General features: G+C 69.5%; 11 protein-coding genes. 8 read left to right on the forward strand and 3 right to left on the reverse strand.

Features of this window, described 5'->3' with window-relative positions; all coding sequences use genetic code 11:
* Positions 1–95: 95 nt before the first annotated feature.
* On the reverse strand, positions 96–1,169 hold the full coding sequence (locus ASH02_RS19305) for a hypothetical protein (RefSeq protein WP_057295323.1): 1,074 nt from the start codon (positions 1,167–1,169) through the stop codon (positions 96–98).
* Positions 1,170–1,435: 266 nt separating this feature from the next.
* On the opposite strand from ASH02_RS19305, the gene ASH02_RS19310 reads away from it, so the two are divergent.
* The 8 genes from ASH02_RS19310 (at position 1,436) to ASH02_RS19345 (ending at position 11,524) form a co-directional block, all read left to right on the forward strand.
* Positions 1,436–1,795 (forward strand): hypothetical protein, encoded by a 360-nt coding sequence (locus ASH02_RS19310; protein WP_056891930.1) that lies wholly within the window; start codon positions 1,436–1,438, stop codon positions 1,793–1,795.
* Between the two features lie 78 nt (positions 1,796–1,873).
* Complete coding sequence (locus ASH02_RS19315; protein ID WP_057295324.1) at positions 1,874–3,580, forward strand: ABC transporter ATP-binding protein; 1,707 nt, start codon at positions 1,874–1,876, stop codon at positions 3,578–3,580.
* Complete coding sequence (locus ASH02_RS19320) at positions 3,577–5,322, forward strand: ABC transporter ATP-binding protein (protein ID WP_057295325.1); 1,746 nt, start codon at positions 3,577–3,579, stop codon at positions 5,320–5,322. Before ASH02_RS19315 ends, ASH02_RS19320 begins: the two co-directional genes overlap by 4 nt.
* Positions 5,323–5,412: 90 nt before the next feature.
* Entirely contained in the window at positions 5,413–6,495 is a 1,083-nt protein-coding gene (locus tag ASH02_RS19325; RefSeq protein WP_082620957.1) for a thrombospondin type 3 repeat-containing protein, read from the forward strand.
* Positions 6,496–6,690: 195 nt separating this feature from the next.
* On the forward strand, positions 6,691–7,050 hold the full coding sequence (locus ASH02_RS19330; protein ID WP_057295327.1) for a LysM peptidoglycan-binding domain-containing protein: 360 nt from the start codon (positions 6,691–6,693) through the stop codon (positions 7,048–7,050).
* Between the two features lie 234 nt (positions 7,051–7,284).
* Positions 7,285–8,001 carry a transcriptional repressor LexA gene (lexA, locus tag ASH02_RS19335; RefSeq protein WP_056682055.1) on the forward strand — a complete coding sequence of 239 codons (717 nt, stop codon included), beginning with the start codon at positions 7,285–7,287 and terminating at the stop codon, positions 7,999–8,001.
* Between the two features lie 165 nt (positions 8,002–8,166).
* Entirely contained in the window at positions 8,167–9,984 is a 1,818-nt protein-coding gene (locus tag ASH02_RS19340) for a FlgD immunoglobulin-like domain containing protein (protein WP_056682057.1), read from the forward strand.
* A gap of 139 nt (positions 9,985–10,123) precedes the next feature.
* Entirely contained in the window at positions 10,124–11,524 is a 1,401-nt protein-coding gene (locus ASH02_RS19345; protein ID WP_056682060.1) for a zinc-dependent metalloprotease family protein, read from the forward strand.
* Between the two features lie 13 nt (positions 11,525–11,537).
* Here the strand turns inward: ASH02_RS19345 and ASH02_RS19350 are convergent, their stop codons facing one another.
* Positions 11,538–13,517 carry an ATP-dependent DNA helicase gene (locus tag ASH02_RS19350; protein WP_056682063.1) on the reverse strand — a complete coding sequence of 660 codons (1,980 nt, stop codon included), beginning with the start codon at positions 13,515–13,517 and terminating at the stop codon, positions 11,538–11,540.
* Between the two features lie 91 nt (positions 13,518–13,608).
* Positions 13,609–15,900 carry a protein translocase subunit SecD gene (secD, locus tag ASH02_RS19355; RefSeq protein ID WP_056684936.1) on the reverse strand — a complete coding sequence of 764 codons (2,292 nt, stop codon included), beginning with the start codon at positions 15,898–15,900 and terminating at the stop codon, positions 13,609–13,611.
* Positions 15,901–15,925 lie beyond the last annotated feature (25 nt).

Below are 15,925 nucleotides of genomic sequence, written 5' to 3' on the forward strand. Positions count from 1 at the left end.
AGGTCAGAGCCGAAACGGCGCCGCGACACGGCTGTCTGGACCACTCGAGTCACAGGCGTCACAGCTGGTGGAGGCCGGTCCGTCACTGCAGGAAATCACGCGGATTCCGCCGAATTCCCTTCAGCGTTGCCCTGACCTCCACTCCGCAGCACCGCTCCGACCGCACATCTGGGCCCACACGAGCTGGGAACACCGGTCCAGCCCCGCGACCACAGGATCCGCGCCAGTGCTGCCGCCAGTCGACACGGGGTCAGCACCTGACGCCATCGCGCGCGGACGGTGATCCGCTGATCCGTGAGCGCGTCGATGTCGCGGTCGAGATCGTTCCACCCGTCGTCGCTCCACTCGTGCCCGAGACGTCCGTCGAGCTCGACGAGCACGCCGTACTCCGGGTAGTCGACGTCGCGGAACACGACTCCCGACGTACGTCGCTCCCGGCCTTGACGTTTCGCCGTCGGCAGTCGGTGGCGACGCTCCACGTCGACCAGGTAGCGGTGCTCGAGCACGGACCATGCCCCAGTCGCAATGTCGGCCAGCAGGCGCCTCAGGAACTTCCGGTGCCTCAGCCTGGGCCGCCCCTCGAGGGCGTCGAGCAGACGCCCGGGCGTCGTACGGCGCGACTGGACCGAGTCCGAGAGGACAGCGACGGCGCCGGTCTCGTCGGGAGCGCGGGCGGCGACGTCAAGCACGGCGTGCTCCACCCTGACTCGCGGTGGGCTCTTTGCCATCAGCGCCGCATCCTCGAAGCCGACGATGCGGTGCAGCCTGATGCCGGGCTTCCGATCCGGGGAGCGGGTGGCGTCGACCGCGACCTCGATGGGCGGACCTTGTGGCCAGGGCTGGCCGCTCGAGCCGCCCGGGGCAGGCACGCCCGGCGCACCGGGCGGCACCTGCGCCAGGAACCGCGGCACCCTCAACCCGTGGGCGATCAACGCCGACTCCCCCGCCAACGCTGCCGGCCAGTGGTAGAGGACTGCGACCCATGCGCATTGCTCCCACGAGAGCGGACCGTTGTGGTTGACGTAGACACCGTCCAGCACACGGAACCAGTCCCGGCGCCGCACCATGCGAGTGAGGTCGTTGTCGGTGCCTCCGCGGGCGATCACCTGACGACGCGAGATCACCCCTGACTGCACCTGCACCAGGTGGCCCCACTCTGCAGCTTCCATCCGTCGAGCGTTCCCGGACCGACCGTGCCCGGCAACCGACTGTCGGGCTGCCTGTGGACAGAGCTCGACGCCGCACGTCGATCACTGCAGGAAATCACGCGGATCCCGCCGAATTCCCTTCAGCGACCGACGTGGTCCCGAGCACATCTGTCGCGAACCGGTCCCCTGCAGTTGGCACGCCTGTCAGAATGGCCCGCGTGGGTGCAGCAGGAAAGCGCGCGGGATCACGGCGGGGGCCAAAGAAACGGTCACTCCCGAACAAACGCGTGCTCCTGCTCAGCCTCGCGATCACGCTCTGCGTCGTCGCGTGGGGCTATCTGGTCTACGCCGCCATCGACTTCGGCTCCGAAGCGCGCGGTGGAGAGTCGCAGGCCTGGGCCTTCCTCGGACTGGCCTGCCTGGGCGCTGCGGCGTGCCTGTTCACCGGCATGATCCTGGTCGGGCGCCTGCTCCGTGCGGCCGGCATCGTCAGCGACCCGGCTCCGATCGCCGACGAACCGACCATCACGTCGTACGTCGACCTGCCGCCACGCATCTCTCCCGGCGGGCTGACCGACGAGGACACGGCGCAGCTGCCGACGATCCCGGCACCTCGCCACCAGGGCGGCAAGCGCGCCGCTCGCTGAGCAGGTGGTCGGCAGAGCAGCTGCCCGAGGACCAGCACCCGCCGCAGCGACAGAACTTAGTTAGGTTAACCTAACTTCATGGTCCCGCCGTCGTCCTCACCTTCCCCGACAACGGCCTGGGGCCTCCTGCTGCGCGGGCTCCGCCGCAACAAGGGCCGACTGGCCGCCGGGTTCGCCCTGCTCAGCCTGTGGCAGCTGTGCGAGACCCTGGTCCCGGTGATGATCGGCGTGATCATCGACCGCGCGGTGGCCACCTCGAGTGTCCGCGGCCTCGTCGTCACCGGCGCAGGCCTGATCGTGCTGTTCGCCGTGCTCAGCTACGCCTACCGCTTCGGCGCCCGCATCGCCTTCGCCGTGGTGCAACGGGAGATGCACGAGATCCGGGTCGAGATCGCGCGCCACGCACTCAACCCGCGCGGCGCCCGCAGCAAGCTGCTGCCCGGCGAGACCCTGTCGCTCGCCACCGCCGACGCCGAGATGGTCGGCTTCATGCTGCGCTCGGTCGGGTTCACGATCGCGGCGACCCTGTCGGTCATCGTGGCCGCCGTGCTGCTGTTCAGCATCGACCTGGTGCTCGGGCTGGTGGTCGTGATCGGCGTTCCCCTGGTCCTGGCGCTGACCCAGGTCGTCACGCCGGCGATCTCACGACGCACCGAGCACCAGCAGGAGACGATCGCCGAGGCGACCGGCGTGGCCACCGACCTGATCCGCGGCCTGCGCGTGCTCAAGGGCATCGGCGCCGAGTCCGTCGCCGGCTCGCGCTATCGCGCGCTCAGCCAGAAGGCGCGTACGGCGAGCATCGCCAGCACGTCGACGTACGGCCTGATGTCGGGCCTGACCGCCGGCCTGAGCGGACTCTTCCTCGCGGTGGTCGCCCTGGTCGCCGGGCACCGGGCGCTGTCGGGCGACATCACGATCGGTGAGCTCGTCGCCGTCGTCGGACTGACGCAGTACCTCGCCGAACCGCTCGGCATGCTCGGCGACATCAGCGCCCACACAGCACGCGCCCACGCGTCGGCACGGCGCATCGTTACATACCTGCAGACCCCACCGCTGGTCGCGGCCGGCGACGCGACCCCGTTGCCCGGCGGTGACCTGGTGCTGCGCGGGGTCCGTGGTGAGGGCCTGGACGGCCTCGACCTCGCGTCGCGCCCCGGCGAGATCCTCGGCCTGGCCGTGGAGGACCCGATCACAGCCGGCGAGCTCGTGCGCCTGTTGGCCGGTGACGTCACCGCGAAGGGCGGCGAGGTGTCGCTCGACGGTGTCACGCTCTCCGAGCTGGCCACCACCGCCCGGCGATCGCGGATGCTGGTCAGCCCGCACCACGTCGACCTCTTCGAGGGAACCCTGCGCAGCAACGTGGATCCGCTCGACCGCCTCGACGATGACTCCCTGGCGGCCCTGCTCGCGGCCTCGTCGGCGTCCGACGTCGTGGCACTCTCGCCCGAGGGCGTCGACCAGCCGGTCAGCGTCGACGGCAGCACGTGGTCGGGCGGGCAACGCCAACGTGTCGCGCTGGCGCGGGCCCTCGCCGTCGACGTACCGCTGCTGGTGCTGCACGACCCGACCACGGCGGTCGACGCGGTCACCGAACACCGCATCGCCGCAGGCATCCGCGAGGCCCGCGGCACCGACCGGCGTACGACGTGGCTGATCACCAGCAGCCCCGCACTCCTGGCCCAGGCCGACCGCGTGGTGCTCGTGCGCGAGGGCCGAGTCGTCGCCGAGGGAACCCACCACGACCTCGCCGGGAACCCGGCCTACGCGGAGCTGGTGCTGCGATGAGCCGCGACATCCTGCCCATTGCCGACCGTCGGGAGACCTCACGCCTCGCGTGGCAGCTCATGCGCCGCCACCCGGTCGCCCTGGCCCTGGCCACCGCCTCGTTCGCGATCGCCGGACTGGCCGCACTCGTCGCACCCTGGATGCTCGGCCAGATCGTCGACGCGGTCCGCGAGGGCGCCCCGGGATCCGACATCAACCGCTACGCGGTGATCATCGCCACCGCTGCCGTCCTGGGCGCGGTCGCCACGTGGGCATCGGTGTCGTTCCTGGCCCGCGCGGGCGAACCGGCGCTGGCCGAGCTGCGCGAAGAAGTGCTCGACAAGGCACTCGGCCTCGACTCAGCGCGGGTGGAGGCGGCCGGCACGGGCGACCTGCTCTCGCGCGTCGGTGACGACGCCCGGGCCGTGGCGAACTCGCTGACCGACATCATCCCGACCCTGGTCAACTCGCTGGTGCTGGTCGGCTTCACTGCGGTCGGCCTGTTCGCCCTCGACTGGCGACTGGGCCTCGCCGGCCTGGCGACCATCCCGTTCTACGTGATGGGGCTGCGGTGGTACCTCCCGCGTTCCGGCCCGTTCTACGCCCGCGAACGCGTCGCGCAGGGCGAGCGCGCCCAGGCGCTGGTCAGTGGGCTCCAGGGGGCGCCGACCCTGCGCGCCTACGCCCTGGAAGACGCGCACGTCGACGAGATCACCAAGCGCTCCGACGACGCGCGCGAGATCACCGTGACCGTGTTCGCGCTCCTGACCCGCTTCTTCGCCCGGTCGAACCGCGCCGAGCTGATCGGCCTGTGCCTGGTGCTCGGCACCGGCTTCTGGCTGGTCCGGGCCGACGAGGTCACCGTCGGCGCGGTGACCGCTGCCGCGCTCTACTTCCACCGGCTGTTCAACCCGATCGGCGCGCTGCTGTTCATCTTCGACGAGGTGCAGTCCACGGGCGCCTCGCTGGCCCGACTGGCCGGCGTCTCGCTGATGCAGCCACCGCCCACGGGCTCGGCCGTGCCACCCGCGTCGCCCGGCCCGCTCGAGCTGCTCGCGGTCTGCCACGAGTACGTCGAGGGCCGGCCGGTCCTCTCCGAGGTGACGCTGACCATCGCGCCGGGTGAACGGGTCGCGCTCGTCGGCGCCACCGGAGCCGGCAAGACCACCCTCGGTGCGATTGCCGCCGGCGTACTTCCCGCCGGGGCGGGCGCCGTCTCCCTCGCCGGCGTTCCGTACGACGACCTCGCGCCCGACGCCCTTCGTTCGAAGGTGTCGCTGATCAGCCAGGACGTCCACGTCTTCTCCGGCACCGTGCGCGAGGCGGTCACCCTGGTCGACGCGTCCGCGGGTGACGAGGCGGTGCGTTCGGCGCTGGCCGCCGTCTCCGCACTGGGCTGGGTCGACGCCATGCCCGACGGACTCGAAACGGTCGTCGGCGACGGCGGACACCCGCTCACCCCCGCGCAGGCCCAGCAGCTGGCGCTGGCCCGGATCGTGTTGGCCGACCCCTGGTTCGTCGTACTCGACGAGGCCACGGCTGAGGCCGGCTCCGCCGGGGCCCGTGACCTGGAGCGGGCCGCACTGGCGGTGACCGAGGGGCGCGGCGCGTTGGTCGTGGCGCACCGGCTCACCCAGTCGGAGTCCGCGGACCGGGTGTTGGTGCTGCACGAGGGCCGGGTCGTCGAATCCGGATCGCACCCGGAGCTGCTGGCCGCCGGGGGAAGGTACGCCGAGCTCTGGGCGGCCTGGTCCGGGGACTGAGTTCGCGGAATCCGCTCACCCGTGGGTGGCCGGTGACCTAGCCTTGTGCGGGCGCCGGGAGGGTGCCACCGAACCGCGAGGGGTCACCACATGTCTGTCCGCACGAGCGTTGCCCGCACCTGTGTCCTGGCCGTGGTGATCTCCGGCGTCGTCGGTGTCGTGGGGTCTGCGTCGGCTGCCGTGGTGCAGACGCCGTCCTCGAACCTCGCCAGCGGCGACTTCGACGACCTGCCCACCGAGGCCACCTGCACGGTGACCAGGACTGGCCAGGGTGCGGCGATCCCCGCTGCCCCTCTTCTCGGGACGAAGTCCGTGGACGCCACCGTCGGCGTGGTGGCCGACGTGCCCGGACGCGTCATCTCGGCAACACCGACCTTCGCGATCACCCACCCGGCCCCGACCAACCTCAAGGTCACCCTGAAGGCACCGAACGGCACGTCCGGCGCCGCCACCTCCGGCTCGCAGGTCTCCGGCCTCACGGGCGACGCCAACGGCACCTGGACCCTGACGATCACCAACACTCCCCCGATCCTGAAGTCCAGCCCGGCCGGCACGCTCGACTCGTGGTCGCTCAAGGTCGTGTACGACTGCGACTGGGACGACGACTCGAGGGCCAACTCGAAGGACAACTGTCCCGAGAAGGCCAACTACGACCAGGCGAACGTCGACCGCGACGCCCTCGGCGACGAGTGCGACCCCGACATCGACGGCGACGGCGTGGCCAACGGCGACGACAACTGCCCCAGCAACGCCAACGCCACCCAGCGCGACATGAACCACAACGGCATGGGCGACTCGTGCGACCCCGACGCCGACTCCGACGGCTACGAGAAGGGCGACGCCTGCCCATTGGCCGCCGCCTACAACGACACCGGCTGCCCGCCGTTGGCCCGCACCGGGACGATCGCCTACGGCGTCCGCGTGAAGCAGTTCAAGGGAGTGCTGCGCTCGCCGGTCAACGCCTGCGTCTCGCGCAAGGTGGTCGAGCTCCGGCGCGTGATGGGGCCGGGTCGTTCGGCGCGAGTGGGCCTGGCCCGCACGTCCACCCGAGGCGTCTGGACGCTGCCCCGCGCCAGGCGCAAGCCCGGCAAGTTCTACGCGCTGATCAAGCCGACATTCCTCACCCAGGGACTGTGCCGGCAGGCCCAGTCGAAGGTGATCCGGGTCCGCTGACGGGTTCCCTGACCCGCCCCGCGACACGTCGAACATTTGTTCGGCCGCTCTCTTGATTCGTTCGAACACATGCTCTACCGTCGTACATGTGTTCGATCGAACGTCTGATCGATCCTCCGCTCCGGAAGTCCGTTGTCGGTGGTCGTCTGTAGACATTCGTCTGACACAGACCACCCCCTTCCCCCGGAGGTCCCGATGAGCACGATGACCCTGAGCCCCACCATCCAGACGCCTGTGCGTCCCGCCCAGCGAGGCGCTCGCAGCCAGGTCCGCCTCACGCAGCGCGGCCGACTGGTGGTCTTCGTCGCGGCGATGCTCTTCGTGCTCGCCGCCGCGGTCTTCCTCGGCACCTCGTCGATGGCCACCAACCACGCCGGCGTCGACCAGCCGACCCGCGCGGTGACGGTCCAGCCCGGCGACACGCTCTGGGCGATCGCCGCCGACGTGGCCGACGACGGCGAGGTGCGCGACATGGTGCACACCATCAAGCAGCTCAACGCGCTCGACTCCTCGATGCTGGTCGCCGGCCAGCAGATCTACGTCCCGCTCGGCTGAGCCAGGACGCCACTGAATTTCTGCAGGTCGCCTCGACCCCGGCCTGCGGATGGGGAAGACAAAGGGCGGGACTCCACCACGGAGGCCCGCCCTTTGCGCTCCCCGAACTCCCGAGACCCGACCCGAGAGACTGCTCGAAAACCTTTGCGACACGTTCGAACAGGTGTTTGAAGCCGTCGGGTTTTGGGGCTACGTTGAAAACCCACCAGGAACAGCACTGCGGAAGGCACCCCGATGGCATCGAAGGACAACGTCGCCGAGTTCCCCGACGGCCCCCCGGACGCAACGGGCCTCACCCCCCGCCAGCAGCGCATCCTGAACACGATCCGTGATTCCCTCGAGCGACGCGGCTACCCGCCGAGCATGCGCGAGATCGGCGAGGTGGTCGGGTTGACCAGCTCGTCCTCGGTCTCCCACCAGCTCAAGGTGCTCGAGGCCAAGGGCTTCATCAAGCGCGACCCCAACCGTCCTCGTGCCCTCGAGGTGTTCCTGCCCGAGGTGCTCGCCGCGCGCCGTTCGATCAGCGCGGCAGACGAGTCGCACATCGACGAGACCGGCATCGGTGACGCCATGCCGGCCGCCACCTACGTGCCGATGGTGGGCCGCATCGCCGCTGGTGGCCCGATCCTGGCCGAGGAGCGGGTCGAGGAGATCTTCCCGCTGCCCAAGACCCTGGTGGGCGAGGGCACCCTGTTCATGCTCGAGGTCTCCGGCGACTCGATGATCGACGCCGCCATCTGCAGCGGCGACTACGTCGTGGTCCGCCAGGAGCAGACCGCCCGCAACGGCGAGATCGTGGCCGCTCTCATCGACGGCGAGGCCACCGTCAAGACCCTGCAGCGCAAGGACGGCCAGGTCTGGCTGATGCCGCACAACGATGCCTACGACCCGATCGACGGCACCAACGCCTCGATCCTCGGCATCGTCACCGCGGTCCTGCGCCGCGTCTGAACCAGCCACCACAAAGGCGTCGTACGCCGACCGCGCGGTCGTCGTACGACGCCTTTCGTGATTTCGTCGCACACCGCACGTTTAGTGACATAAGGTGTCCGCGGTTCCGGTCTCGGGACATCCAGATCGGCGGAGCTCTCCGCCACGTTTGTGTTCGGGGGAACCATGCGCGCACCACGCCTCTTCGCCACCCTTCTCACTGCCAGCGTCGTGGGCAGCGGACTCGTCGCCCTGACCAGCGCCCCCGCCCAGGCGGAAGACCTGAACGCCACCCTGATCACGCCCACCACGGGTGACCAGGTCAGTGGCGACCTGTCGATCGAGGTGGCACTGACCGGCACTGACAACGCCATGGTCACCTTCCGCTCCGGGGCCCAGACCAGGAAGCAGATGATCGCCGACTACACGAACGGTGATCCGGTCGACGGCGTGGCTCGCTGGACCCTGCCGAGCTTCGGCCTCGACGCCGGAACGGTCATCACGGTCGCGCCCTGTGGCACGAGCACACCGTCCACCTGCCTGAGCACGCCGACCGACACGTCCACCCTCGACGTCTCCAACCCCGTCACCTGGGACGCCCCTACCGAACCGGTCTTCGTCGACCTCCGATCCGAGGCCCTGCCAAGCGTGACCGTCCACGACGACGGACCGGGAGAGCTCAACCTCCTCTGGGCGAACCAGGCCCAAGGGCCGGCGCTGGTTCGCGACCAGCCACGGCAGCTGACCGCGTCTCCCTACGCCAACGTCGTCTCGGGGGAGCTCGTCGTGCGCCGATGCATCCGTGACACCAGCGCCACGTTCTACGGGGTGTGTGCCACCGAGAACACCAGCGCGGTCGTGACCGCACGGCGCAGCCTCACCATGCACCTCACCACCGACTCTCTCCGCCTCCTCAGCCCCAATGGCGACGGAATCCTCGACACCGCCAAGGTCACCCTCGACACCGAGGGCCTGCCCGGCCAGAGCGCCACCTGGCAGATCGAGACCATCGGAGGTGAGGCCCTGACGGGGCCGATTCCCGTCGAGCTCGACACCCAGGGCAACGCCGTGATCACCATCGACCCCATCGCGGCGGGCGTCACGCCCACGACCGGCCAGCACCGCATCCGGGTGACCACGCAGGCGGTGGACCACGGCCACGAGTTCACCGCCGACACCTTCACGTCGTTCGAGATCGACGTGACGCCGCCGCGGGTCACCAGCCTGGTCCGGCAATGGGCCACCTTCTACCCGTACGACGACGAGTATCGAGACGAGGTGGGCCTGACGCCCAAGGTCGAGGGCCAGGTGAGTGACGCGAAGGTCGAGGTCCTGAACGCGGACGGCGCAGTCGTGGACACCATGCCCGGTCTGGGCGACCAGGGCTTCTGGTGGGACGGACGCAGGCAAGACGGTCGTACAGCGCCTGCCGGCACGTACCGATTCCGGATCACGCTCACCGACCGGGCGTGGAACACCTCCGTCTTCACCGGCGCACCCGTGGTCCTCTCCACGAAGCGTCTTGTCCGCAGGACCTGGGACCGCACGATCTCTGCGCAGGCCTCCCTCCACCTGAACTGGTCCGGCAGATGCTCCTCGCTGCGCAAGCCCGGGCTGCGCCGGATGACCGGTTCGATCGGCTACTACAGCATGTCCCGCTGCTCCGGCAGTAACGTCGACGACCGGACGGCCCTCGCCCTGCACGACGTCAGGATTCCCAACGCCATCAAGTACCACGGGCTGACGATCAGGGCGTACGGCGGCGCGGTCAAGCGGTCGACCGGCCACCGCGGCACCATCTGGATGCTCAACAACACCGACGGCGCGCCGCTGACCCGACGGGCACTTTCGTCGTCATTGACCTGGCACAGCGGCGGCACCGCCAACACCAACCGCATGCGTTACGCCAACGGCTACGTCTACTGGGCTGTCGGCACGGGGTACGGCCAGCGGTACGACGTGAAGTCGTTCAGGCTCACGCTCGAATATTACGTGCTGGGCTGACCACAGCGACCTCCTACAGGACCTTGGTTGGAGGCCGCTACGACGTCAAGAAGTTCCTCATCAAGGTGTTCTACAAGGTCTTGCAATGAGGCCCGACCGCCCGCAGCGTGCCGCAAATCAATCGTGGGAGAATCGCCCAATGCTCCGGACCACAACGCTGACCCTGACCGCCGTGTGCGCCCTCGCCCTGGGCGGCCTCGCCGCCGTACCAGCGACGGGCAGCACCGACGGAGACCACGAGTTCACCTCGGCCGACGGCCAGCGCGTCGACGACTCCGAGCTCTCGACCGCGGCGCGGCTGGCCGGGCAGGCGACCGAGGAGGTCAAGGGCCTGCTCACCGAGGACCCGGCCGCCCGACTGACCGCCGGCGACCGGCTCTACTACGCCGACACCTTCGAGGGCTCCGGCGAAGAGGCCGGCAACGAACCGGTGGCCCGCGCCTCGGCGCCGCTGTCCCAGACGTTCCGGCTGCACTCGCGTCCCGGGTCGCGTCGCACGATCTACCTCGACTTCAACGGCGAGCAGGTCTGCGACTCCGAGTGGAGCGACGGTCTGCGTCCGCGCTGCTACGACGCCGCGGGTTTCGACACCGACGGCCGTTCCGGGTTCAGCGCCGGCGAGCTCCGGGCGATCCAGAGCACGTGGCGCCGGACCGCGGAGGACTACGCGCCGTTCCAGGTCGACGTCACCACCGAGCTTCCGGACGCGGGTGCGCTGACCCGCTCGGGCTCGGCCGATGCGACGTACGGCGTGCACGCGGTGATCACCCGCTCGACCACGGTCCGCAACCAGGTCTGCGGTGGCCCGGGCTGTGCCGGCGTCGCGTTCGTCGGAGTCTTCCCCTACGCGGCGGCCAACAACGCCCGCGTCTTCTGGGTCTTCCCGCGTGAGGTCGACAACCGTCCCCAGCAGATGGGCCTCGTGGTCGCCCACGAGGCCGGGCACACCCTGGGGCTGAGCCACGACGGCAAGAACGGCGACGCCTACTACTCCGGCCACGGCATCTGGGCCCCGATCATGGGCTCCTCGATGCGCCCGCTCACCCAGTGGAGCCGGGGCGAGTACACCGGCGCCACCGAACGCGAGAACGACCTCTCCGTGATGCGCGCCTACGGGGCGCCGTACCGCGCGGACGACCACGCCTACCGGCTGAGCCGAGCCACCGTGCTGCGCGCCGGTGTCGCCCGACCCGGAGTGATCGGCAAGCGCAACGACACCGACGTGTTCCGCCTGCGTACGACGTGCCGCGCCCGGCTGAGCGTCCAGGTCGCCAACGCGCCGTACAGCCCGAACCTCGACGTGTCGCTGACCCTGCTCAACCGCAGCGGTCGGGTGCTGGCGCGGCGCAACCCGCTGTCGGCGGCCTCGGGCTCGCCGACCGGCCTCGACGCGACCTACCTCGCGACCCGGGCGGCCGGCACCTACTACGTGCGGGTCGACGGCGTCGGGGCACGCGACCCGCGCAGCACCGGCTACAGCGACTACGGCAGCCTGGGCAACTACCGCGTGAAGTTCCGCTCGCGTTGCGGCGTGCGCTGAGCTGAGTCTGGGCTCAGTCGGCCGCGAGGCGCTTGAGCGCGTTGCGGGCGATCTGCGGGTCGGTGGTCGCCCACATGGGCGGAAGGCTGGCCTTGAGGAAGTTGCCGTAGCGCGCCGTCACCAGCCGAGGGTCGAGTACGGCGACCACGCCCCGGTCGGTGTGGGTGCGGATCAACCGGCCCGAACCCTGCGCCAGCAGCAGTGCCGCATGCGTCGCGGCGACCTGCATGAACCCGTTGCCTCCTGACCGGTCGGCGGCCTTCTGGCGCGCCGACATCAGCGGGTCGTCGGGACGCGGGAACGGGATGCGGTCGATCAGCACGAGCTGGCACGTGTCGCCGGGGACGTCGAGGCCCTGCCAGAGGCTCAACGTTCCGAACAGGCAGGTGTGCGGGTCGGCGACGAACTGCTTCTGCAGCTCGGCCAGCTGGGCCTCGCCCTGGGCAAGCGTGGTCAGGTGCGGCAGCCTCTTGCGGACCTCTTCGGCTGCGGCCTCGGCGGCCCGCTTGCTGGAGAACAAGCCGAGGGTGCGGCCGTCGGCGGCGTCGATCAGGTCGACGATCTCGTCGAGCTGGGCCTTGCCGAGGCCGTCGCGCCCGGGCGGCGGCAGGTGGCGGGCGACATAGAGGATCGCCTGTTGGCCGTAGTTGAACGGCGAGCCGACGTCGATGCCGCGCCAGGGCAGCACCTCGTCGGTGCGTTCGACGACCTCGGTGGACGCGATGCGCTCGGTGGGCTTGAGACCCAGTGAGGAGGCGACGGTGGTGAAGTCGCCCCCCAACATCAGCGTGGCGGACGTGAAGACCACGGTCTTGTCGGTGAGCAGCTTGTCGCGCATCGGACCCCACACCTGGAGCGGTGCCACGCACAGCTGCGGCCCGCCGCGTTGCGGCTCGCGGTCGTTGCGCCACAGCACGTCGGACTCGAGGTCGGCGGCCATCCGCTCGGCGGTGGCGAAGATCTCCTGCACGCCGGCCTTGGCCTGGTTCTTGCCGGGGTCGGGGTCGTCGGACTCCTTGGGCATCGCGCCCAGGCACGCCCGCGCCCCGTCGCGCAACAGCACCAAGGCGTCGGCGAGCTGCTCGTCGACGCGGTCGATGCGCCCGGCCTCGGTGCGTTCGAGGGCGTCCTTCAACGCCCCGGCAGCGTCATCGAGCTCGTTGGCCTCGTCGCCGTCGACGTACCGCTGGGCACGTCGCGCGGCCCGCTCGACGTCACTGACACTCAGCTCGTCGGTGGCCGCCTGCGTGACACGGGCGGTCACCTCGTGGGCCTCGTCGACCACGACCACGTCGTAGTCGGGGATCATCGGGACGCCTTCGATGGCGTCGATGGCCAGCAGGCTGTGGTTGGTCACGATCAGCTGACTCTGCGCGGCCCGGTCGCGCGCAGCCTCGGCGAAGCACTCCTCCCCGAAGGGGCACTTCGCGCGACTGAGGCACTCGCGGGCGCTGACCGCGACCTGACGCCAGACCTTCTCGGTGTGGCGCGGCGCGTTGTCCTTCTCGCCGGTGCCGCCGGACTTCGCCTCCTCCTCGGCCCACTCGCGCAGCTTGATGACCTCGGCGCCCATCGACCCGGTGGGCAGCTCGACCAGGGCGCCCTGGTCGTCGGGCGCGCCCTCGCGCACCCGGTGGAGGCAGGCGTAGTTGGAGCGGCCCTTGAGGACGGCGTACGACGTGTCGATGCCGGGCTTGGCCTTCAGCGCATCGACCAGCCGCGGGATGTCGCGCTCGACGAGCTGGTGCTGCAGCGCGAGGGTCGCCGTGGCGACCACGACCCGCTTCTTGTGCAGCAGGCTCGGCACCAGGTAGGCCAGCGACTTTCCGGTGCCGGTGCCCGCCTGGACGAGCAGGTGCTCGTCGTCGGCCATCGCCCGGGCGACGGCCTCGGCCATCTGCACCTGGCCCGGGCGCTCCTGACCGCCGAGTGCCTCGACGGCTTCACCGAGGAGGGCGGCAACGGGGGTCAGGGAATCGGGGCTTTCAGGCACCCGGAAACCCTAACCGCCGGCACCGACAAGGGTCGGACGACGGCTCTGTCGGTCGCTTCACCACGAACCGCTCGTCCCTCGCTCCCCTGCCTCAGACGACGGCGCCGGAGTCCTGTGCATCGCGGACCTTGCGCTCCTTCTTCTCACGCGAGAACGGCGCGACCTTCTGCAGCAGGATCAGTGCCGGGGTCGCGGAGAAGACGGACGAGTAGGTACCGATGATCAGGCCGAGGAGCAGTGCGATCGCGAAGTCCTGCAGCGAATCGCCACCGAGCACCGCCAGGGCACCGAGGATGAACATGGCGCCGAGACCGGTGTTGATCGTGCGCGGCATGGTCTCGATGCAGGCCGTGTTGCTGACCTCGGCGAAGGTGCCTGTTCTGGTGCCCTGCCATCGTTCTCGAATGCGGTCGAAGACGACCACGGTGTCGTTGACCGACAGTCCGACGATGGTCAACGCGGAGGCCAGGAAGATGCCGTCGATCGGCTTGTCGAGCCAGGCGAAGATGCCGGTCACGATCAGCACGTCGTGGAACATCGCGCCCACCGCCGAGACAGCGAAGGTCCAGTGGAACCGGAACGCGAGGTAGATCATCTGCGCGATCAGCGCGATGAAGAAGGCCAGCAACGCCTTCTCCTTCAGCTCGTTGCCGAGGCTGGCGGCCACCGTGTCGTCACTGAACTGGGTGGTCTTGCCGGCCTCTGCGGTGAGGCCCTTCTCGATCTCGGCCTTCGTCGCGTCGTCGATGTCGCCGGCACGGATCGAGACCCGCTCGACGTCGTCGCTGCCCTTGACGATCTGTACGACGGCCTCGGGCACTCCCGCGTCGGCCACGATCTCACGAGCCGTGTCGGCCGAGATCGGCTTCGCCGTGGTGTATTCCATGGAACGACCGCCGGTGAACTCCAGGCCGTAGTTGAGCCCGTGCCCGAAGATGCCGACCAGGGCGAGGACCAGCGCGGCACCGGAGATGCCGAGCCAGATCTTGCCCTTGGCCATGATGTTCGGGTTCTTCTTGGTCAACCAGGTGCGGGCCCGTCCGACGTTCGCCAGACCGGTGATCCGCGGGCGCCTGGCAACGGCCTTGGTCGAGACGCCGATCTCGGTGAGCACGCGGGCGATCACCAGCGCGGAGACCATCGAGGCGATGACACCGATCGACAGGGTGACACCGAAGCCCTTGACCGAGCCGGAGGCCAGCAGGAAGAGCAGCGCAGCGGCCAGCAAGGTCGTGACGTTGGAGTCGATGATCGCGGTCCACGCCTTGTTGAAGCCGATCTGGAGGGCACGTCTCATGCCCGCCTTCGGATTCTCGGCGTACTCCTCCCTCGCTCTCTCGAAGACCAGCACGTTGGCGTCGATCGCGAGGCCGATGGCCAGCACGAACCCGGCGAGGCCGGGCAGCGTCAGCGTCGAGCCGAGCGCCAGCAGCATCGCGTAGGAAAGGACGGCGTACGACGTCAGCGCGATCGCCGCGAGCGCACCGACGAGGCGGTAGACGATGATGATGAAGAGGCCGGTGATGATCAGGCCGATGATGCCGGCCTCGGCGGAGGCGTCGATCGCCGCGTCACCGAGGGTCGGGCCGACGGTGCTCTGCGAGATGATCTTGACCGGAACGGGCAGGGCGCCGCCCTCGATCAGGATGGAGAGATCCTTGGCGGCCTTGTTGGAGAAGTTGCCGGTGATGTCGGTCTTGCCGCCCGTGATCCCCACGTTGCACTGGATGTCTTCGTTCACCTGAGGCGACGAGATGATCTTGCCGTCGAGCACGATGGCGATGCGACGCTTGGGGTCACCAGACGGGTTGCATGCCGCCTTGCCCGTGATTTCCCCGTATGCCTTGCCGCCACGGTCGTCGAAGTCGATGCTGACCGACCAGCCGACAGCGTTCTGGGCCTGGGTCGGAGTCGCTCCCTCGATGTCCGAGCCCTGAAGGGCGGCGGGGCCGAGTTCGAGGACCGATGAGTTGTCCTCATCGGGAAGGACTATGTCGCCCTTCTTGGTGGGCTTGGCATCAGGAGATGCTGCCGCTGCGACAACGGGATGCATGCTCAGCTGGGCGGTCTTGCCGATCGCTGCGACCGCGCGCTTGGGGTCCTGCAGGTCGGGCAGCTCGACGAGAATGCGATCGTCGCCGACCCGGGTCAGCGTCGGCTCGGCGACACCGAGAGCGTCGACACGACCACGCAGGATCTCGATCGCACGGTCGACGGACTCTGCGTCGGCCTTGACCTTGTCCGTGCTCTCGGCCTGCAGCATGATCTGCGTGCCGCCGCGAAGGTCGAGCCCGAGACGAGGCTCCTTGTTGAGGGCCAGTGCGACGCATCCGGCGAGAAGGCCGATGACGAGCAGGAGGCGAATGAGCGCACCACGTGACATGAGCGACATCTTCCCCCACACCTCC

This window comes from Nocardioides sp. Soil796 (genome assembly GCF_001429525.1).
Classification (GTDB): Bacteria; Actinomycetota; Actinomycetes; order Propionibacteriales; family Nocardioidaceae; genus Nocardioides.